We start from the raw sequence: 21,615 nt of genomic DNA on the forward strand, positions 1-21,615 counted from the left end.
ACTTGTGTTAATATGTGTGTAATGAAAAGAATACTGGGAGAGATCAAGTATGGCAACGGATAAGAATCGAGTAATGATCAGTTTAGATGATAAAAACTTGGAAAAGCTGGAGCATTTAGTCGAAGATGCCCGTGATCGCCGAGGGCTGCGCCTAACGAAATCACAGGTGATCGAGCTGCTACTAAATACAGTGGAAACATTTGACGATGTGATGGGAAATATCAAGAACTGAGAGAAAGCAGGAGAGGAATCTCCTTTTCTTTATCGATTGGGTGTTGCACTTGTGAATCACTAGTGAAAGGAGTGAGTAGGATGGTTGTCTATATTCGAGAAACACCGGTTCCGACCGAAACCAGTATCAATAAATATAATGCCATGGTAGGCTTCTATCTGCGTGGAAAAGAGATCGTTCGTTATCAGTCAATAAATGAAATTGTGGAATTGCGGAAAGAAGATATTGTGGTTGATTACATTAAAGAAACTCTGGAAATCTTACAATTGATGGGCGTTGATACAAATTTTGAGGATTATCCTTCGGAGCTTTCAGCATTTTATGGTCGCAATATTCGAAAAGGAGTGCTGGGTGAAATTGCAAATATCCCTGAAAATTGGGGGCAGTTCGTCAAGCCGCTTTTGGCAGATAAGGCTTTTACAGGCAGAGTCGTGAATGGAACGAAGGATTTGATTGGTATCGGACTACCCTTTGATTTTCCAGTTTGGATCAGTGAGGATGTCGCGTTTCAAGCAGAGTGGCGCGTATTTGTACTAAATGGGGAAATTTTGGATGTCCGTCCTTATAAAGGCGATTACCATCACTTGAAGTATGATGCGTCACTCGTGGACGAAGCAGTAGCAGCTTGGAAAGCAAGTCCTAGTGCTTATGTGTTGGATGTTGGCGTTACTTCAGACGGCAGAACCTTGATCGTTGAGGTGAATGACGGGTATGCAGTTGGCAACTATGGCTTGATGCCGATCTCTGCCTCGCGTTTTCTGGAGGCACGTTGGCAAGAATTGACTGCACCGTATTTTGAGAAACATGAAGTTTTGTTGATCAACAAAGAGAAGCATACGTTCTAGACTGGCAGTTCGCTAACCATGAAACGATTCTTAAAATTTGAAAAATGCCCTCTTAACCTTTCTAAGATTTCCGGTTTTTTGGTAAACTAAAGTAAGAGAAAAAATGGATAGTTGTGTTTTACTTGTACCTTGCCTATCAATGATTATATAAATTTTTCTTTTGTAAGAAATATATATTAAAAAAGATGGATCTGGGGTATAATTTTGTTAGCGAGGATTTTGTAGCAGCTTCTGTGCTTTGGTGGATCAACAGTGGAGGGGATCTTATGAAATTGCAAGAAGTCAGAAAAGCATATGGACTCAATCAAAACGTTTTTTATCAATGGCTGATCGAGCAGAAACTGATTGAAGAGACAGAGAAAGGCTATGCCGTTGGCCCCAATGCTCTTGAAGGAATGAGGACCTTAGCCATGAGTTATTCGAATGATACAGGACAGACCATTGACAGAACGCAAGTGACGATCGAAGATACTCAGGTTCCCGAGCTGATCATTCGTTATGAGGAGTCGGGAGTATCAGAGTTGTATACGGATGAAAGTGAAACGTCTGATGAGCCGCGTACCTTATCTGAGCTTGCTTCTAAATTGGCTTGGTCGGAACGAAGAATCAATGTTTTGGAAAATCAGGTCAAGCTTTTGACGAGTCAGATGAAGCTGATCATGACTCATCTAAGAACGAAATGATTGATACGTAGAAATGTTTTAGAAAAAAAGGCAAAAGTACGCTAGTGAATGTAAAAAATAAAAGTATGAAGTGTGCATCCAGTGGATTAGTCAGATTGTCTATGCCACTGGATGCTTCTTTGTATCATTTTTAAGAAAACGTTGACATTTCCAGTAGGGTTCGATAGAATGAAGACGAAAATTAGAAAAAAAATCGAATCATGGCGCTGTAGTCGTGATTGTGAGTATGTTACTGAATAAGTCAGGCAGAACTCAAGAAAGTGTACAAAAAGCATGAGGCTTTTTGTAGGCTTTCTTGGGTTTTTTTTCTGGAAAGGAGGAAAAAATGAAGATCAGTCAAATATTAAATAACAATGTTGCTTTGGTCAAAAGAGGAGGATGTGAGGTTTTTGTTGTATCGAAGGGGATCGGCTTCAGAAGAAAAAAGGGAGAGCAGGTCACCGAGGATGAAATAGAAAAGATGTATATTTTGGATTCGTACGACATGTTGGATCATTTCAGCTATCTCTTGTCTCATTCAGACCCAAATGACATTATTTTGATCGATAGTATTATTTCCTATAGCGAGTCGGAGTTGGGGATCAAAGCGAGTGATTATTTAAGTTTGACTCTTCTGGATCACTTGGAATTCCTGCTAAAACGTGTGGAAAAGAAGCAATTTATTAAAAGTCCGTTGATTTGGGATATCAAACGATTTTATCCAAAACATTTTGAAGTAGGGCTCAAAGCACTGGAAATGATTACAGAGCAGAAAGACATTGAGTTGCCTGAGGACGAAGCTGTTTCACTGACCCTTCACTTTGTAAACATGGAAGAGAGTCGGGAAACGAAAGAAGATCGCATCAAGGAAATGAGAGCCTTGAGTGATATCGTCTCAATTATAGAACTGCATTTTCAGGTCAAACTGGATGAAAGCTCAACGAATTATATGCGTTTTACGACGCACTTACAGTATTTTGTTCAACGAATCATCCGAGGCGAAATCCACGAGGATGAAAAGGAGTCTTTGGATCTGTACAAACAGGTCAGCCAACTATATACAGAGTCATTCAAGGCAGTGCAGAAAATCAAGGTTTATGTCAAATCGCAGTTTGATACGGTGATCACTGTTAACGAAGAAACCTATTTGATGCTGCATATCAATCGAGTGACCGAACGACTGGAGGAAAAATAGATGAGTTATGAAAAATTAAATGAACAAATCATCACACTTGTCGGGGGCAAGGACAATATACAGGCAGTTGCACATTGTGTGACGCGCTTGAGACTGACATTAAAGGATCGGTCTGCTGCTAAAACCGAAGAAATCAAAGAGCTGGATGGTGTTATCGATGTAGTTTCTAATGAGGTTGCTTATCAAATCATCATTGGTACGCATGTGATGGACGTTTATACGGAATTTATGGCAATGCTTGGCTTAACACCGACCGATAGTACACCAAAAGAGAACAAACCAAAAGGGATCAAAGGAATTGCCGGATCGATCATGGTTGTCATTTCTGAAACGATGACCTCGATTGTTGAAGTACTGTTGGCTGCAGGGATTCTGGCAGGGATCATGGCTATTTTCACTTTGACTGGTGTTGTTTCTGCGGATAGTCCGACCTATATGATTTTCGATACGTTACGTGGAGCAGTTTTTCACTTTTTACCGGTTTTTATTGCGGCATCCGCGGCAAAAAGACTACATGTCAACCAATATTTAGCAATGGTACTGGCAGTTACATTGCTGTCTGCTAATATTGATGGTGTCGAAGGGTTATCCATTTTCGGACTTCAGCTACAAACAATTGGTTATGCCAATACATTTATCCCAATCATGTTAGGGGTCTGGTTCCTTGGCTTGGCAGTGAAATATTTGAATAAAATTATTCCGAAGAGTCTGCACTATTTCTTGGTTCCAGTGCTATCTCTGGTGATTACATTACCAATTATTTTAATTATTTTCGGACCAATCGGGACTTGGATCGGTGATGGATTGAATGCCTTCTTCAATTTATTGATGACGACAGTTGGAAATTGGATCGTTGTGGCAATCTATGCAGCAACACAGCCATTCCTGATCGTGTTGGGTGCTGCGAACTTTACGTATCCGATTGTGTTGAATTTCCTTGGCACATTAGGCTATGACCCTATTTTCAATGCAGCTGCTACGATTTCTGATGTGGCCGTTTGTGGTGCTATGGTGGGTTACTTCTTGCGTGCGAGCAAAGGAAAAGAGAAACAAACCTTTGGAACGGTCAGCTTTAGTGCTTTGATGGGGATTACTGAACCGGCTATCTTTGGGGTGTTCATGAAATATCGTCGTCCTTTCTTAGCTGTTATCATCGGTGGCGGCATCGGTGGTACGATCGCCGGCTTGGCTGGTGTCAAAACAATGGGCATGGTTTGGGGCTTAGCAGCAATGCCAACGTATCTAGCTGGTGGCGTAAATAACTTTGTTTGGATGCTGATCAGTGTGGTCGTAGCATTTGTCATAGCTACTGGAGTTGCATATGGCCTTGGGATTCCGAAGGAAAAGACTGTCGATGAAACGATAGAAGAGGAAGAATTGATTGGTCGTAGTAACACACAAGGCTTGAAACAGGCGGGAATTGGTAAAATCGCTGAAGGCGAAGTGATTGCCTTGAGTGAAGTGAGCGATCAGGCTTTTGCTTCCGGCGCTTTAGGAAAGGGCTTGGGCATCGTTCCAACGGAAGAATCAACAACGGTTGTTTCACCTGTGGATGGAACGGTCACTGTGGTGTTCCCAACGAAACATGCGTATGGTATTCGAACAGAGACTGGGATCGAGTTATTGATCCATATCGGCGTGGATACTGTCAATCTGAATGGGCAGTATTTTGAAAGCTTTGTGACACAAGGTCAGAAAGTAAATAAAGGGGATTGCTTAGCTGTTTATGAAGTCGACAAAGTAAAGGAAGCAGGCTTTGACCCAACGATCATGGCTGTTATCACAAATTCAAATGATTACTTAGATGTCATTTCAGGAAATACAACTGACGCGGACGAGCTATTGACCGTGGTCTTTTAACAGGAGGTAGGAAAATGAGTTTACCAAAGGATTTTTTCTGGGGCGGCAGTATTGCAGCCCATCAATGTGAAGGAAGCTGGCAGGCAGATGGCAAGGGACCTGCGATCATGGATTTTGTGACGAAGGGGTCAAAGGATACGCCAAGGGATATCACGGCAACAATCGAAGCAGATTTAGATTATCCTTCACATCAAGGAATCGATTTTTACCATCGCTACAAAGAAGATATCGCTCTTTTCAAAGAGATGGGCTTTACAGCGTTGCGTCTATCGATCGACTGGTCACGGATTTTCCCGAATGGGGATGACGAGCAGCCAAATCAAGCAGGCCTGAATTATTATGGTGCTGTTATCGATACGCTTTTAGCAGCTGGAATCGAGCCAATTGTTACTCTGTATCATTTTGAGCTGCCGATTCATTTGGTTCATCAGTATGGGGCATGGAAAAATAGACAGGTCATTGATTTTTATTTACGATTTTGTGAAACAGTCATGCGGGAATATGATGGCAGAGTCAAATATTGGGTGACTTTCAATGAGATGAATCATATCGATCCAGAAACGGAGCATTCGGATATTTTCACCTATTTGGTTGCCGGACTAAAATATAGCGAATTAACGGATAAAGCACAGGAATTGGCGACTGTTGGCTACAATATGACACTTGCCGGAGTAAAAGCTGTACGACTGGCTCATGAAATAAACGCAAAGAATAGTGTTGGCTGCGTCTTTGGCTTGAATCCAATCTACTCCTACAATTGTGATCCTGAAAATGTGTTGAAGGGCTTTTTGGAAAATGATCGAGACTATTATCAGATTGATGCGATGTGCAATGGTAAGTTCCCTCTTTATAAGCTGAAGGAGTATCAGGCGGCTGGATTGACGATAGATATCACGGAGCAAGACAAAGAGGATTTTGCGAATGGAACACTGGATTTTATCGGCTTGAACTATTATTTTTCTAGCGTAGCGGAACCAAAGGAAGCGATCGAAGGGGAAGCCTCTCTTTTCGGAGGTGTTCAAAATCCGTACTTGGAACAATCCAAATGGGGCTGGGCGATCGATGCGGTTGGTATTCGCTATGTCATGAATTACTTATACCGTAGATATGAACTGCCGATCATGATTACAGAGAATGGCTTAGGCGCACAAGATATTGTAGAGGCTGATGGTCAGATTCACGACGTGTATCGAATCGAGTACCTTGAAAAGCATGTTGAGCAAATCAGAAAAGCGGTCGAAGAAGACCATGTGGATTGTTTGGGCTATCTTGTTTGGGGACCGATCGATCTAGTCAGTGCGACGACCGGTGAGATGAGCAAGCGTTATGGCTTTATCCATGTGGATCTGGATGATAAAGGGCAAGGGAGTCTGGAGCGAAAGAAGAAGGATTCCTTCCATTGGTTCAAAAAAGTGATCGAAAATAATAGTGAAGTAGGAGTGAGAGAGAAATGAAACGAGTGATGAAGTTAGGTGTTGTTGGATTGGCTGTGGGACTATTACTTGCTGGTTGCAGCAGTGGGGAAAAGGGAAAGACAGATGCTTCAGATACCAAAAAAGAAGCAGCATCAGAAACGGTTTTATATTTTGTTCGTCATGGAAAAACGATGTTCAATACAACCGGACAGGTACAGGGCTGGTCCGATACACCCCTGACCGATGTTGGTGTGGAAGGGGCAGAACAGCTTGGAAAAGGCTTGAAGGGAACGACCTTCTCGAAGGCCTATTCTAGTGATATGGGTCGAGCTGTTTCGACTGCTGAATATATACTGGAGAATTCTGGAAATAAAGAAGTGGAATTGACCACGCTATCTGGTATCAGAGAGTGGGGCTATGGCGGCTACGAAGGACGAGACAATTCAGAAATGTGGATTCCGCTCTTTGAGCAGCATGGGTTGACCTTTGATGAGGACTGGACAGATTATGGCGAGCTGACAAGAAAAATGTCTGATGAGGAAATAGCGAATACAATTGCTAAAAATGATAAGACTGGAACAGCAGAGACCTACGAAGAAATCACCGAGCGTACAAAAAAGGCTTTGGATCAGATCATTGAAGAAACCTCTGAAAAAGGTGGAAATGTGTTGATTGTATCCCATGGTAGTGAAATTCCAACGATTTTGGAAATCGTTGCCCCAGGATCTTATCAAGGCGAAGATATCGGTAACTGTAGTGTAACGAAGATTCTCTACAAAGATGGGAATTACACGGTGGAAAGCATTGGGGATAAGAGTTATTTGGGCGAATAAATTTAGTGGTAACAAGGAATGGTTCTATTTGAACAATTGACCACCATCTAGTTATTTTTAAGAGTTTTGACAATCAAACGTCAAAACTCTTTTTTTATTTTTTTGTTGAAAACGCTTTTATAATGTGATACCATCTAATTAAATTGGTGCCAACAAATATAAGTGGAGGAGGATAAATAAAATGAAGGACTCTTAATCGTAGTGGTTGTTGTTTTTACACAGGGCATTTGTGAGACACTTTTCAAAAAAAGAAGAGGTGTAAGAAATGAATAAGTTTAATTCAGTTTTAGAAGAAAAGCTGCTGCCGGTTGCAGCGAAGCTAGGTGCAAACAGAGTTTTGATTGCTATTAGAAATGGGATAACCTTGAGCATGCCCCTTATTATCATTGGCTCGCTCTTTCTGATCATCAGTAATTTTCCCATAGATTCTTGGATCAATTGGTTGTCAGAAACAGGTATTATTGATTATTTGAATAAGGGGACGAACGGTAGTTTTGGTATTATGGGGCTGGTCGCAAGTTTTGGGATCGCGCATAGTTTGGCGGATCAATATGGGGTAGATGGTGTCTCTGCTGGTGTGATTTCCTTGTCTTCTTTTCTGGTTGCAACACCTAATATTTTATCTGGAGACGAAGCACCTGCAGAGGGGATTCCGGTAAATTATATGGGCAGTCGAGGACTGTTCGTAGCCATTGTATTAGGTATTTTTAGTGCACTTATATTTCAGTGGTTTATCAAACACAACATTCAAATCAAGCTGCCTGATTCTGTACCACCGGCAGTGGCGAAGAGCTTTAGCGCCTTGATTCCCGGGGCTGCGATCGTTACGCTGTGGTTGATCATATTTGCAGTATTGGATACAGCAAATATTGGGAATATTCATGATTTGTTACTGAAAATTTTTGGTGGTCCATTGGGAATCTTAGGGGCAACGATAGGCGGAACACTCATCTCCATTTTCCTGAACAGCTCCTTTTGGTTTATGGGTATCCATGGGGGAAATGTAGTAAACAGTATCATCAGTCCAATCTGGTTGATGAATACAGATGCGAACCGAGTGATTTACCAGGCAGACCGTACAGCTGAACTGCCGCACATCATTACCTCTTCCTTTATTGACAACTTTGTTTATATCGGAGGTGGTGGAGCGACGATTGGCTTGGTGCTTGTCATAGCGATTGTTGCATTGAAAAAGAATTCCAGTCAACTGACGAAAACCATGGCGCCATTAACATTGACTCCAGGACTTTTCAATATCAATGAACCAGCAATGTTTGGTTTGCCGGTGGTCTTGAATATTAGTTTGCTGATTCCATTCATTCTGGCACCTATGATGAATGCATTGATTACCTATTTCGCTATGTCGTCTGGTCTGGTAGGAAAAACAGTCGGAGTTGCCGTGCCATGGACCATGCCGCCGATCTTGAGTGGCTTTTTGGCAACAGGTGGACACGCCAGCGGGGCGATTCTCCAAGTCGTACTCATTATTCTGGATGTGTTGATTTATTATCCATTTTATCGGACGGTTGAACGGCAAAATGTACTTGCGGAAAATGAGCTAGATACACAAAAATAATTGAAAATAGTGAGGGATGAAACAATGGTAAAACGATTAATTAGTGCCAATACTTCAGATTTATTAAGCATGACAGCAGCTGAGCTCAAACAAAGCATCAAGGCGAGCGAAGGCAGAACAATTGTCTCAGAGAATGTTGCAGGAAGAGAATCATTGGTTGGGGATATCACTAATGCAGAGGTTGCTCGGGCATTTGGGGCTGATCTGATTTTATTGAATGGCGTAGATGTACTAAACCCCGTGATTTCGGGACTGGCTGCAGAGTCAGAGAAGGAATGTATCGCAGAGCTGCGTCAATTAGTGGGTCGTCCAGTCGGTGTGAATTTAGAACCCGTGGATCAAAACGCCCGAATGGCAGAAGACAAGCTGGATATTCCTGTCGGTAGACAAGCGAGTGAAAAAACATTGAAGGTCAGTGATCAGCTAGGCTTTGATTTTATTTGTCTGACGGGAAATCCGGGAACAGGGGTAACCAATAAGCAAATCAATGAAGCAATCAAACGAGCGAAAGAACACTTCAGCGGTTTAGTTATTGCCGGTAAAATGCATGGTGCGGGAGTGGATGAGCCAGTGGCAGATATTCAGGCGATTCAAAGTTTTGTTGAAAGTGGAGCGGATATTATTTTGGTTCCGGCTGTAGGGACTGTTCCGGGATTTGATACTGTTGAGTTAAAAGAAGTGGTGAAGGTCGTGCATCAAGCAGGAGCATTGGTCATGTCGGCTATCGGTACCAGTCAGGAAAGTTCAGATGAAGAAACGGTTCGACAAATCGCGATTCAAAATAAAATATGCGGAGTAGACATCCAACACATTGGTGATGCGGGATATGCCGGGGTAGCACCGGTTGAAAATATTTTTGCGATGAGCAAAGCGATTCGTGGCGCGCGACATACGATTTCAATGGTGGCTCGTTCTATTCATCGCTAAAAAGGGGACTATAGGAGAATGGTAAGAGCAGCTAGTAGGAAATAGACTTTTCTGGCATAATAGTAAAGAGGATGTGTCCAGAAGACGGTGCATGTACGAATACTATTTGGCAGGGGTGTTTTTGAGTGGCGAAATATCATGAAATTTCCACCGAATTAATTAAAGAAATAGTGGACGGAAAGTATAAAGAGCGAGGAAAGCTTCCGACAGAAAAAGAATTGAGTCTGCATTTTAATACCAGTAGAAATACGATTCGGAGTGCCATTAATTTATTGACGGATGAAGGGTATGTATACAAGGTTCAAGGAAGCGGTATTTATTTGCGTCCCGTCAATTTTGATGAAAGTACAAACTTGAATCTGATCAAAGGATTTTCGAGTGAGCACCAAGAAGAAACGAGCAAAATCAAGATTTTAGATCTGGAAATCATACAGGCGACAGCAGAAATTGCCGAAGAGCTGAACTGTAAGATCGGTGAACCGTTATACTATTTAAAGCGTGTTCGTTTTGTAGATGATGAGCCTGTTCGGGTGGAGCGCTCGTATTATCGACAAGAGATCGTACCTTACTTGGGAAAAGAAATTGCTCGTGAGTCTATCTATAATTATTTGACTCAAAATTTGAAGCTGCAGATCGGCTTTGCAGATCGGAAGATCCAAGCGGATTATCTTTCGAAGGATGACGCTCAGTTATTAGGCCTAGCAGAAAATGATCCTGCGTTGATTGTGAATGAAAAAATCTATTTAGCAAATGGTCAGATTGTGATACTTGGCGAAGGTGTTTTGCACTTCAAAAAAATCTCGCTCTTTTCAAGTGCAAAGAATTTTGACTAGTTGCGAAAGAGCTGGTTGCTTCTAACAGAACAACACCACTAAGAAACAACGACGAGTCTGGGATAGTAAAACATTCCAGATTCTTCTTTTACAAAAAATAAATAAGGAATAACAGAGTCGAGGAGTTCAAGTAAGGTCGAATACTTGAACTCTTTTTTAGCGGCTGCAGCTCAAGAATGTGTAAGGAAAAAATTAGTTGATAAACTGTAGCTATAAGAGTTTTTATGTTATATGAGCTAACGATTTCCATTTCAAACTGAAAAAGATACCATTTTAATTGAAGCGCTTTCGCGTTATCTTATTACCAGAGGGGGGACGTGCATGAGGGAAACAAAAATCATCCAGTATTTAAAAGAAGCGACAGGCTATAGCACAAAATCGCAGCTTGCAGAGCAATTGGATGTGTCGCCTCGCACAATTTCCACAGATATCAAAACAATCAACGAGACATCCAAAAAAGTGGGGTTTCAAATCAGTCACCTACGGGGAGCCGGATATCAACTTGAGATTCTTGATAAACAGCTATTTGATGCGTACTTTAAACAGCTCTTTCAAGAAAAGCGACAGGAACTGTTGAATCCGACAGAGCGCAAAACGATGATTGCTTTGCTGCTGCTATTTGCAAATGAGTATGTGACGATCAACCAAATCTCAGAAACATTGGCGGTCAGTGCTTCCACGATCAAAAAGGATTTACAGCAATTAAAGGAAGAACTAATGGCGAATGAGTTGACCTTGCATGCTAAGCCCTATTATGGCTACAAACTTATTGGTGCTGAAGAAAAGCGACGTTCGTTGATATTGCAGCTGTTGCGTAACGAAGTGCCTAAGCCTCAGCTGACGGTTGAATATGCAGCATTTTTAGAAGCGTTTGATGAGCAAAAATTTAGAAATTATTTAATTCAAATGATTCGTCAGTACGATATCAAGATGAATGATTCTGTACTGGATAACATCGTTCTTCACGTGATTTTACTCAGCTTCAGAATCAAGCAAAGTAATTTTATCAAAGAGGAACTGCACCTGTTTCAAGAAGCTGGCAGCTATGTAGAACTGACAAAGGGAATAACGAGCTATTTGGCTGAATATGAAAATATCCTATTACCGAAAAATGAACAGATTTATTTGAGTCAACAGCTTTATGGCAAGATGCTGGCAGTCCATGAGTTTGCACAATATGACAAGCTATATAGCTACATCAGTCAGGCACTTTCTGAAATTGATGAGAAGTATTATACGATGTTCAACGAAGATCAGGAATTGAAGGATGCGCTGACCTTGCATGTGGCACCGTTATTACAACGTTTGTATACAGGACATCAGCTTGAAAATCCGATTATTGAGGATGTTTACACCCGGTATGCCAATGTATTCACTATCACGTATGAATTTATTCAGCTAATCAGTGATACGATCAACGTGGCTGTAAGTAAAGATGAGATGGGGTATCTGGCAATCTATTTTGCGGCAAGCTTGGAAAAGAAGTCCCAAGAAGAAATCAGACGGTATAAAAAAATCGCAGTTATCTGTGCGACTGGCGGAGGGGCTTCCTATTTTCTGAAGACCAAGCTGGAGCAGATTTTCGTTAATGCAGAGGTTCGAACGTTTTCGGTCATGGAAGCAAACGGCATTGATACGACTGTTGATTTAATCATTTCCACTGTTCCGATTGAATTAGCTGGAAACAGAATACCGATCATCTATACACAAGCGTTATTGACAGAAAAGGAAGTCAAAAAAATTCAAAAGGATCTGTTGCTGATTCAGGAAAATCAAAAGCTGACGGCAGATTTGGATAAGCAACTGCTGACACTTTTTTCTGAGAAAAATTTTTTGATAACGGATACAACAGAGTACCTTTCTTTATTGAAGGCACGTGCTGATCGTTTGGAGGCAACTGGAGAAGCCGATAGCGGTTATACAGAGCTAGTGCTTCAAAGAGAACAGCTCGTGGATACTGTTTATCAGAATGGGATTGCAGGTCCGCACCCAATGGAGGCTCGAGCAATCAAAGAAGGAATCGACGTCATCATGCTTCGACCAGCTGCACATTTCAGAGGAAAACAAATAAAGCTGGTTTTTTTGATCAACATCAGCAATGGTCATTTATTTTTACACAAAGAAATCAGTCGGTTGATGATTCGAATGATCGATGATCAACACTTAGATACTAATTTGGACAAAATCAAAAACTATCAGGATTTCTCCCGCTACTTGAGAGAGATGATCAAGAAAGGATAATCAGAATGAACGAACAGGAAAAAAGCATTTTTCAAATCATTTCAGCAGCAGGCGATAGCAGAGGAGCTGCTTTTGAAGCACTGCGATTTGCTCGAAAAGGGATGTTTGATGAAGCGGATCAAAAGATGAAGGAGGCCAAAGAAAGAAGCATCGCCGCACATGAGGAACAGACCACACTGATAACCAAGGAAATCAATGGTGAAAAAACAGAGACGAGCCTGTTGATGGTTCATGCACAGGATCATTTAATGAATAGTCTACTGGCACGTGATCTGATTGAAGAAATGATCGAAATGTTGAAGGAACAGAAAAAATAGTCTTAGGAGAGGAAGAAGAGGATGAAAACATTATTGGTTTGCGCAGGTGGTTTTTCAACCACAATGATGATGGAGGCAATGAAGAAGGTTGTCAAGGAATCAGCAAAATTGGAGGCAGAGGATTACCCGATGGAAGCCATTGGGGTCGATAAGTTGGATCGTTATATCAACGACTACGATGTGATTTTAGTGGGCCCACAATTGAGTCATAAGTATGACTACATCAAGGGAGAGGCTGAAAAAATCAATAAGCCGACTGTCCTGCTTACTTCGGATATCTACGGTTCGATGGATGGGGCAACGGTAATGAAGCAAGCGATTTTGGCTTATCGTAAAAGTCAGCAAAAATAATCATTCAATGAGTTGGAGGAGAAAAAAATGGAACAACAAAAAGTATCCGCTTTTGATAAGGTCGAAGGATTTATTCGTAAAACCTTGGTACCTGTTGCCAATAAGGTAGACAACAATGTATACTTGACAGCCATCAAAAAAGGCATGGTCGTTTTAACACCGGCCTTACTTTTAGGATCGATTGCAGCAATTTTTCCATCGATTCCAGAATTTATCAAGGTATCAGCTATCCAGAATTGGTTCGATCAATACGGCTATATTTTTGGGCTTTTGTCTAAGGTATCCTTGGGCTTGGTTGGGTTATATGCTGTTCTGGCAATTGCGTATTTCCTGAGTGAACAGCTGAAGCTGTATACGATTGGTTCGATGATTTTAGCAGCAATCGGTTTTCTGTTAGTTGCGATGGATGTGGATGAAAATGGCAATATCATTGCGACGCATCTGGATTCTAAAGGGCTGTTTGCCGGTATATTTATTGCTATTATTTGTGTGAAAATTTATCAGTTCTTTACGAAGCATAAGCTTGTGATCAAAATGCCGGAAGGAGTGCCGGACTTCGTTTCCAGTTCCTTCGAGCTGATTACGCCTACTGCAGCCATTGGTGTTTTGTTTATCACGATTCGAGCAATTACGGATGGAATGACAGGCGGTACCCTACTGCCTCAAGTGATTATGGAGATGTTAGCGCCAGCTATTGGCGGCTTGGATTCTATGTGGGTCATTTATCTGGTCTTGGTTTTGCGTCTGGTCTTCTGGTTTTTCGGGATTCATTCAGCAGTTTTATCCCCAATTTTATCCCCGATTGCCGTACAGTATCTATCTGAAAACATTGCGGCTCATGAAGCAGGCGAACCGTTGACACACGTGATCACGGGCGGAACCTTGTCTGCTTTTGCGAACTTTACAGGGTCAGGTGTAACGATTGGTTTAGTTATTGCTATGTTGGTTAGTAAGTCTTTGCGTTATAAAAAGGTGGGAGCGGTAGCCTTATTGCCATCCTTGTTTGGAATTAATGAGCCTGTTTTGTTTGGTGTACCGATCATTTTAAATCCGGTATTGATGATCCCGTTCATTTTTGGCGGTGCTTTCGTCGGAATGATCCCGATGATTTGCATGAAATTAGGTTTGTTGAATTACCCAATCTTTGATCCACCGTATGTTCCGGTATTTATGGAAGGCTTTTTGACAGGCTTCGATTGGCGAGCAATCATCATTCAGGTGGTTCAAGTTGGTTTATCCTTTGCCCTGTATCTACCTTTCTTCAAAGTGTTAGAGCGTCAAGAATTGGAACAAGAGAAAACAGCGAAAGAAGCAAGCACTGTTATTAGTGAAGAAGATGAAGCTTTGATAGCAGATCTGGATTTTTAAAAGTAGTAACGGTTACACAATGGATTTAGCATCTATTTACTAAAAGCATGGTTGGGAAGAAGCGGTGTCAACAAACCATTTTCTCAGCCATGTTTCATTTAGGAGGCAGAACGATGAAAGCACGTATGAAGCGTCTTAGAGAGCGAATGGCTGAGCAGTCGATCGATTATTTGCTTGTAACAGACAAGGCCAATCGTCGCTACTTATCAGGCTTTACTGGTTCGAATGGTTTCTTGCTTGTTGGGCAAAGTAAAAACTATCTGATTATTGATGGACGCTATACAGAGCAAGCACAACAGCAAGTAAAAGAAAGTGAAATTCTGACTATTTCAGCTTCAAAGAATCAATGGGATTATCTCTCTGAGATTACCTCACATAAAAAAATAGGCTTTGAAGTGGAGACGATTTCTTATACGACCTTTAAAGCATTAGAAGCCAAAGCAAAGGAATCAGGGAGTCAACTCATTGAAACAAAGCGTTGGATAGACGAATTGCGCATGGTTAAGTCCGAGCAAGAGCTTAGTTACCTGAGACAAGCTGCCAAGCTTGCGGATCAAACCTTTGCCTATATCACGACGATCATCAAGCCGGGCATGTCAGAGATTGATGTTGCAAACGAAATCGATTATTACAGTAAACGAATTGGCAGTGAAGGTCCGGCATTTGAAACAATTGTTGCTTCTGGCACTCGTACAGCACTGCCTCATGCACATGCTTCAAAAAAAATCATTCAGGAAAATGAATTGATCATGATCGACTTCGGATGTATTGTCAACGGCTATTATTCAGATATGACTCGGACATTTGCCTTGGGCTTGGTAGACGATACAATAAAAAATACCTATGAAAAGGTACTTGCTGCACAGAAGAAGGCAATTCAAGCTGTTCGTGTTGGAAAGGCTGTGAAGGAGCTTGATAAAATTGCTCGTGATTGTCTTACAAAAGAACAGTTGGGACGGTATTTTTCACATGGGTTAGGCCACGGAATTGGACTGACCTGCCATGAGTATCCAGCTGTTACTAGTGAGGCTGAAGAAGAAATCATTTCGGGCATGGTGTTTACAATAGAACCTGGTGTCTATCTTCCCGAAACGTTTGGTATTCGAATCGAGGATGATGTCTATATCAATTCAGAAGGTGTAGCAGAATGTCTGACACAAACAAAAAAAGAGTGGTTGGTGATTGAATGAAGCTAAAGAAACGATTGATCGAGTTGTCGAACATAGATGGAATTGCCGGGAGAGAAGACGCGGTCGGAAAATATCTTGCCACATCGATTTCACAAAACAGCGAGCAAGATGCATTCAAAAATTATTATTTTGGAGACCTAACTACAGAAAAAAAGAAGATTGCCGTGTATGCTCATTTGGATGAGGTTGGTTTTTTTGTACGAGACATCAATCCGGAGGGCTTCATCTATTTTCAGCCTCTCGGAGGTTGGTGGGGACATGTGATGTTGGGGCAATCCGTTCGTATTACTGCGCGGAAAAACAAGCGTGTCGTTCAAGGAATCATAGGAACGTTACCGGAAGGGTCGGTAATGGGAGAAGCGGTTGTTTCCATTGATAAGATGTATATCGATTTAGGTGTAGAGAGTAGAGAGGAGGTTGCGGAGCTAGGCATTCAGATTGGCGATATGATCACACCGAATACACTTGCCAGTGAAAGTGTTAACGGAAAATATATTATCGGTAAAGCGCTGGATAATCGAGTTGGTTGTAGTGTAATGGCAGAGGTGTTGGATTACTTTTACGAGCACCCATTGTCGCAACTAGAGGTGATCGGTGTAGCCACCGCTCAAGAAGAGGTTGGTACTCGAGGCTCTAAGGTGGCCGCACCGAGAGTTCGAGGCGATATCAATATTATTATTGATGTAGCTAATGGGAAGGATACGCCTAAAGCAGCGGCCAGAAAAACAAGGATATTAGGGAAAGGGCCAGGTATCTGTCTTTATGACAAAACAGCTCTCGCCAATATGGAGCTGGCAGATGCCTTACAAGAGACCGCTGAAGAGGAGCAGGTACCTTGGCAATTTGATCAGCTTACTGGTGGCGGAACCGACGCCGGAGCTATTCAACTCTATGAAGGCCAGCCGACAATCGTTTTAAGTATTCCCGTTCGTTACTGTCATTCGTGGCATTCATTGGTTAGTATAGACGATTGTAAGAACACGATAGCGCTGATTTGTCGTTACATTGAAAAGGTAGAGAGAAAGCTGAGGGATTCAGATGACACACTTTGATCGCATCGTATCAAGGTACGGAACTTATTCAACGCAATGGGACTATGTACAGGACCGTTTCGGAGAGAAAGAGCTGTTACCATTTTCAATTTCCGACATGGATTTTGAAATCCCTAGCGGCACAAAAGAAGTACTCGCCCATGCAGTAGAAAGAGGGCTGTTTGGCTATACGCGTTGGAATCACCATGCCTTCAAAGGCGCTATCCGTAGTTGGTTTCAGCGACGTTTCCAAACAGAACTGGAGGAAGAATGGATCAGCTACAGTCCAAGTGTCATCTATAGCCTCTCGGTATTTATTCAACTGCTGTCAAGAAAAGGCGGGAAGGTTGTCACACTGACCCCTTGTTACGATGCTTTTTTCAATGTACTGAAAGAAAATCATCAAGAGCTACTTGCTGTCAGTTTACAAAGAGAAGCAAAGTTCAGTATTGATTTCAATGAGTTAGAGGAATGCTTTAAAAGAGAAAACCCCGAAATATTTCTGCTGTGTAATCCTCATAATCCGACAGGTAGAGCCTTTACGGAAGAAGAGCTAGGTTGTATGGTCGACCTATGCAATCAGTATCAAGTGGCAATTATCAGTGATGAGATCCATATGGATATTTTGCGAAAAGGAATTTCCCATATCCCGATTCTCGCCCTTAAGGATAAAATCAAGGTTCCTGTTGTTCTGCTATCTTCTGCATCGAAAACCTTCAATAGCCCTGGGTTGGGTTGTTCATATACGATTGTTCCAGATGACCAATTGAGAGAGCAGTTTTTGAAGGTGCTCAAAGGTCGAGATGGTTTGTCCTCTGTTCCTTATTTAGGCATGTTGGCATTACAAGATTGCTATAACAATCAGGAAGGATGGTTGAATGAACTGAATCAATACCTTGATGGAAACTTTCAAGTAATGACTGATTTATTAAAATCAACGGATTCCATCATTTCTTATATACCAGAAGCAACCTATCTTGCCTGGTTAGATCTTACCAATGTTCCCTTTTCGATGGACAAGTTGCAGCAGATTCTTGTTCATCAGGAAAAAGTAGCGATCATGAGGGGCGATACCTATGGAGAAGAAGGCAAAAAGTATCTCCGATTAAATTTGGGCGCACCAAGAGAAAAAATTATTGATGGGCTGGAGCGGTTATTAAGAGCTGTTCAATGAGAGTGGCAAAGAAGTGTGCACCACTGAGAAATACGTGTCAATTTATGGAAACTACTTGTAAAGGTTTATGAGATGCCCCCGTTTTCGCAGAAGGTACCATTATTATATGGTCGTGTTTCCTGCATAACGGGTGTTTTTCTAAGATTCTTTAAATGAATAGACTAAGCCGCGAAGTCCTCCTGTCAGATGGGCTTCGCGGCTTAGTCTATTTATTCACTTTTGTGATCGATTCTTTTTAGCATTTTTTCATAGTATTTTTTTTCAATCGCTGCTTTTATATAGCTCAGCTCATCTTCTTGAGGTAATGGTTGAGTATAAAGAGTCGGAAGATCAATTGAATAAGGAGTGTATGTATCACTAATAAGTAGATCGGCTTGTGTTTCATCTGTCACAATTGTGACTGGCACCATACTGAACTTAGTGACCTTTTCTTGCAAATAAGTCGTCGCTAGATAACCGAGTTTCGAAAAAATATGGATGCGAACGGGCTGATTAAAACTTGTAAGAAAGCTATGTATAAAAAAGGTGTATCCTAAAGAAAATGTAGCAGTAAATCCTTTGGGACTAAATGAGTGAAACAGAGGTTCCGCTGTTATCTCCTCAAAAAAAACATCGATTTTTTTATTTAACGCATCATTTTCTAAAATCACTAAATTATAGTCAGACATTCGACGAATCCAATGAACCTGCCCTTTAAAAACGAAACTTACCGCATGAGCATTGAGTATCACTTGATACATATAATTGAAACCAGAAGAGTCAATGGTCAATTGGAAAAAATCAATAAAGTGGGTAATCCACATAAATGAGATCTTCTCAATCGTAGTTTCAAATTGATCTATAGTATCGGGAATAGTAACCTTTGAAATTATCTGTTGATCGGAGAAAAGCCCCATTATTGAGTTGAAGATGACATAGAGACAGTGCTTTTCGTTGGCTAATAGTTCTTCTTCCAAAGCAAATTCATGAAACAACTGTTCAAATATGTTATTCCAAGAATAAAGAAAATCTGATTCTGCGATAGGAAAAGTTTTAATGCTATCTATTTCGTCTCGTTGAGTAATGTAATTTTTAGCATGTAGTCGAAAGTAAGTAATGGTAAGCCACAGATTAGTAAAAGTAGGATATCTTTTCTCCCCATTGACCGTTAGAAAATTGGGGATGCTTAGATAATTTTGGACATCATTTAACAAGTAATAGTAAAATGTCCGAATTTGACGTTCAGAACCACGAAATTTTTTTTCAGATTTTAAGTCTAAATCAATTTGCAGAACTTGAAGGTGTTCTTTTAGCTGAGGAAGCTTTCGATAGACAGATGGGATACTAATGAAATTCTTTTCAGCAAAATCTTCGATCGAGATAAATTGTCCCATTAGAATCTCGATCATCAATTTGAAATTGATGGATCGTTCATAATACATAGCTTTGAAAGCATTTCTGTCAAAATTAAATGGGACAATTAGTGTGATACTTCCTTGAGAGTCCACCTGTAAATCCAGTTTCACTGGTGCGTTTATCTGTCGATTATCTTCCATAATACGAAGCAGATATTTATGAATAATTCTTCTATCTGTACTCAATTTTTTTGAAAGATAAGCAATTGTCAAATCAGGATTGCTTCGCTCTTTTAGCAAAACAAGGAGTAGATCATAAGCTCGGCTGTCATCCTTCTCAAATAATTTCACCTTAAGACCCCCTTGATAGAAACAATGATAAAATGGTAGAACTTTCTTTTTTACTATATCACAATTTATTTTTGATTGTATAATCGATAAATATAATTATTATCGTTTTTTACATAAAAATATAGGAGAAGTGTTATTGTTTGGCGATTAAAAATAGTATAAATTATTTTGTGGGAGAAAAACTTTAATAGAATGTGGAATGAAACGGTGGGGGAAAGATGTTTTTTTCTTTTATGTAGCGCATTTAAGAGAAATAAAGAGGAATTTATCATGCTGTAAAAAAAATATTTTGTTTTAACTGTAAATTTAAAAATATTTCAATAAAACGATTATATTAACATGATAATGCACTTTGTTTATTTAGTCTACAAGGAAAACAATAATATTTTTTCATTATTTTGCGAATAAATAGAAAAAAATGAGAATTTATTGTAAGAAACAAGCTTTTTTTTACGCCGTCAAAAAAATAGTCAAAAATTGAATGCGAATGAGGGAGATTTTTATGCCTAGAAAAGGTGAGAATATTTACAAAAGAAAAGATGGTCGTTATGAAGGCCGATATATAAAAGCTCGATCCTTGGATGGTCAAATCAAGTATGGCTATATCTATGGGAAAAAGTATGCGGATGTAAAGCAAGAGTTGACCTTGCTCAAAGCTCAATTCACGTTTGCACAGAACAAGAGATTGAATGCTTCAGAAACAGTAAGAAGCTGGATGCTTTATTGGATAGAAACGAGTATTAAAAACCAGGTAAAGTTATCTACATATATGAACTATCGTGGTCATCTAGAGCGTTATATACTACCAAGTCTTGGAGAAAAGCAATTGATTGCTTTACAATCCCAAGATGTTGAACGGTTTATAAAATATCTCTCTTCTCTAGAATTATCGCCTTTGACTATCCGATGTATTTTCAATATTTTAAAAAGCGGGTTAAAAAAAGCACGACTTTCTTCTTATATATATGAGAATCCTTGTGACAATGTCAGTTTACCAAAATTTAATCGAAAAAAGGTGACTGCTTTAGATATCGATACACAAAAAGAGTTAGAGCATTTAGCGTTAGAAAAGGGCTGCTTCGCGATTATTCTTTCCTTATATACAGGAATGAGAATCGGTGAAATCAGCGGGCTGAAATGGTCAGATATTGATTTTAAAAATGATGTGCTTTATGTTAATCAGATTGTTGTACGTGTACCAGTACCAGATCAACACTTTAAAACCAAAGTAATGTTGGGTTCTCCTAAAACTAGAGCCTCTATTCGGGCAATTCCGATTGCACCGAATTTGAAACGCTATTTGAAAACGATCAGAACAAACAAATCTGAATTTGTTATTCCTTGTGGCGACAGTTTTTCAGAGCCGCGAATCATCAACTACCATTTCAAAAAAATCGTGGAACAGATGGGACGCAAAGAGATTCACTTTCATATGCTTCGCCATACATTTGCGACAAGGTGCGTAGAGAAAGGGGTCGATATTGCTTCGCTAAGCATGATTCTCGGGCATTCTTCAACAAAAATGACATTGGATACATATACTGATTCTATGTGGGAAACAAGGAAGCAAGCAGTATCTATTATTGATAAACAGCTTCAAGACAACGATTTCTTCAATAATTTTATGAAAAAAGTTAGCTGACTTATTAGCTGATAAAAGTTGGGCAAATGAGGAAATGACCTCTTGCCCAGCTTTTTTATTATTTAAATAACAAAAGTTCTTTATTTTTTCGCCGTCATAAGCCCCGTCAGTATGGGGCAAATAGATTGCTATTTTAATGAAAATCAGCAGTTTTCTTAAATGCGCTACATTTAAGAAAACTGCTGATAAAAAAGAACGATTAAGGTTCTTAATTGACTTTTTATTTTATATTAATATG

At 40.4% G+C, this 21,615-nt stretch carries 19 protein-coding genes; 18 read left to right on the forward strand and 1 reads right to left on the reverse strand.

Annotated elements, in window-relative coordinates; all coding sequences use genetic code 11:
• Positions 1-49: 49 nt before the first annotated feature.
• From A5888_RS16565 to A5888_RS16645, 17 genes are all read left to right on the forward strand, one after another.
• A complete protein-coding gene (locus A5888_RS16565; protein WP_086350614.1) occupies positions 50-232 on the forward strand; it encodes a CopG family transcriptional regulator in 183 nt (60 codons plus the stop codon).
• Between the two features lie 80 nt (positions 233-312).
• A complete protein-coding gene (locus tag A5888_RS16570; protein WP_086350615.1) occupies positions 313-1,077 on the forward strand; it encodes an ATP-grasp domain-containing protein in 765 nt (254 codons plus the stop codon).
• A 266-nt stretch (positions 1,078-1,343) separates the two neighbouring features.
• A complete protein-coding gene (locus A5888_RS16575; RefSeq protein ID WP_086350616.1) occupies positions 1,344-1,760 on the forward strand; it encodes a hypothetical protein in 417 nt (138 codons plus the stop codon).
• 325 nt (positions 1,761-2,085) lie between these two features.
• The gene (locus tag A5888_RS16580; RefSeq protein WP_086350617.1) at positions 2,086-2,934 is read left to right on the forward strand and encodes a PRD domain-containing protein; all 849 of its coding nucleotides are present in this window, start codon (positions 2,086-2,088) and stop codon (positions 2,932-2,934) included.
• Positions 2,935-4,794, forward strand: coding sequence for a beta-glucoside-specific PTS transporter subunit IIABC (locus A5888_RS16585; RefSeq protein ID WP_086350618.1), 1,860 nt, complete (start codon positions 2,935-2,937; stop codon positions 4,792-4,794).
• A 14-nt stretch (positions 4,795-4,808) separates the two neighbouring features.
• Complete coding sequence (locus tag A5888_RS16590; protein WP_086350619.1) at positions 4,809-6,248, forward strand: glycoside hydrolase family 1 protein; 1,440 nt, start codon at positions 4,809-4,811, stop codon at positions 6,246-6,248.
• Positions 6,245-7,042: a histidine phosphatase family protein gene (locus tag A5888_RS16595; RefSeq protein ID WP_086350620.1), complete on the forward strand. Its 798-nt coding sequence runs from the start codon at positions 6,245-6,247 to the stop codon at positions 7,040-7,042. The genes A5888_RS16590 and A5888_RS16595 overlap by 4 nt, the downstream gene beginning before the upstream one ends.
• 265 nt (positions 7,043-7,307) lie before the next feature.
• Entirely contained in the window at positions 7,308-8,618 is a 1,311-nt protein-coding gene (gene celB / locus A5888_RS16600; RefSeq protein WP_086350621.1) for a PTS cellobiose transporter subunit IIC, read from the forward strand.
• Between the two features lie 24 nt (positions 8,619-8,642).
• On the forward strand, positions 8,643-9,545 hold the full coding sequence (locus A5888_RS16605) for a PEP phosphonomutase (RefSeq protein WP_086350622.1): 903 nt from the start codon (positions 8,643-8,645) through the stop codon (positions 9,543-9,545).
• Between the two features lie 125 nt (positions 9,546-9,670).
• The gene (locus tag A5888_RS16610) at positions 9,671-10,378 is read left to right on the forward strand and encodes a GntR family transcriptional regulator (protein WP_086350623.1); all 708 of its coding nucleotides are present in this window, start codon (positions 9,671-9,673) and stop codon (positions 10,376-10,378) included.
• A 321-nt stretch (positions 10,379-10,699) separates the two neighbouring features.
• Complete coding sequence (locus A5888_RS16615) at positions 10,700-12,619, forward strand: BglG family transcription antiterminator (RefSeq protein ID WP_086350624.1); 1,920 nt, start codon at positions 10,700-10,702, stop codon at positions 12,617-12,619.
• A gap of 5 nt (positions 12,620-12,624) precedes the next feature.
• Positions 12,625-12,936, forward strand: coding sequence for a PTS lactose/cellobiose transporter subunit IIA (locus A5888_RS16620; RefSeq protein ID WP_086350625.1), 312 nt, complete (start codon positions 12,625-12,627; stop codon positions 12,934-12,936).
• A gap of 21 nt (positions 12,937-12,957) precedes the next feature.
• The gene (locus tag A5888_RS16625) at positions 12,958-13,287 is read left to right on the forward strand and encodes a PTS sugar transporter subunit IIB (RefSeq protein ID WP_086350626.1); all 330 of its coding nucleotides are present in this window, start codon (positions 12,958-12,960) and stop codon (positions 13,285-13,287) included.
• A gap of 27 nt (positions 13,288-13,314) precedes the next feature.
• Positions 13,315-14,655, forward strand: a complete 1,341-nt coding sequence (locus A5888_RS16630) for a PTS sugar transporter subunit IIC (RefSeq protein WP_086350627.1) — start codon at positions 13,315-13,317, stop codon at positions 14,653-14,655.
• Positions 14,656-14,768: 113 nt separating this feature from the next.
• A complete protein-coding gene (locus A5888_RS16635; RefSeq protein ID WP_086350628.1) occupies positions 14,769-15,845 on the forward strand; it encodes a M24 family metallopeptidase in 1,077 nt (358 codons plus the stop codon).
• Positions 15,842-16,897, forward strand: coding sequence for a M42 family metallopeptidase (locus A5888_RS16640; protein WP_086350629.1), 1,056 nt, complete (start codon positions 15,842-15,844; stop codon positions 16,895-16,897). Before A5888_RS16635 ends, A5888_RS16640 begins: the two co-directional genes overlap by 4 nt.
• Complete coding sequence (locus A5888_RS16645; protein WP_086350630.1) at positions 16,884-18,050, forward strand: MalY/PatB family protein; 1,167 nt, start codon at positions 16,884-16,886, stop codon at positions 18,048-18,050. Before A5888_RS16640 ends, A5888_RS16645 begins: the two co-directional genes overlap by 14 nt.
• Before the next feature lie 209 nt (positions 18,051-18,259).
• Here A5888_RS16645 and A5888_RS16650 read toward each other — a convergent pair whose 3' ends face one another.
• Positions 18,260-19,735, reverse strand: coding sequence for a helix-turn-helix domain-containing protein (locus tag A5888_RS16650; RefSeq protein ID WP_339101737.1), 1,476 nt, complete (start codon positions 19,733-19,735; stop codon positions 18,260-18,262).
• 502 nt (positions 19,736-20,237) lie between these two features.
• On the opposite strand from A5888_RS16650, the gene A5888_RS16655 reads away from it, so the two are divergent.
• On the forward strand, positions 20,238-21,377 hold the full coding sequence (locus A5888_RS16655; protein WP_086351192.1) for a tyrosine-type recombinase/integrase: 1,140 nt from the start codon (positions 20,238-20,240) through the stop codon (positions 21,375-21,377).
• Positions 21,378-21,615 lie beyond the last annotated feature (238 nt).

The organism is Enterococcus sp. 9E7_DIV0242 (assembly GCF_002140975.2).
Classification (GTDB): Bacteria; Bacillota; Bacilli; order Lactobacillales; family Enterococcaceae; genus Enterococcus_L; species Enterococcus_L clewellii.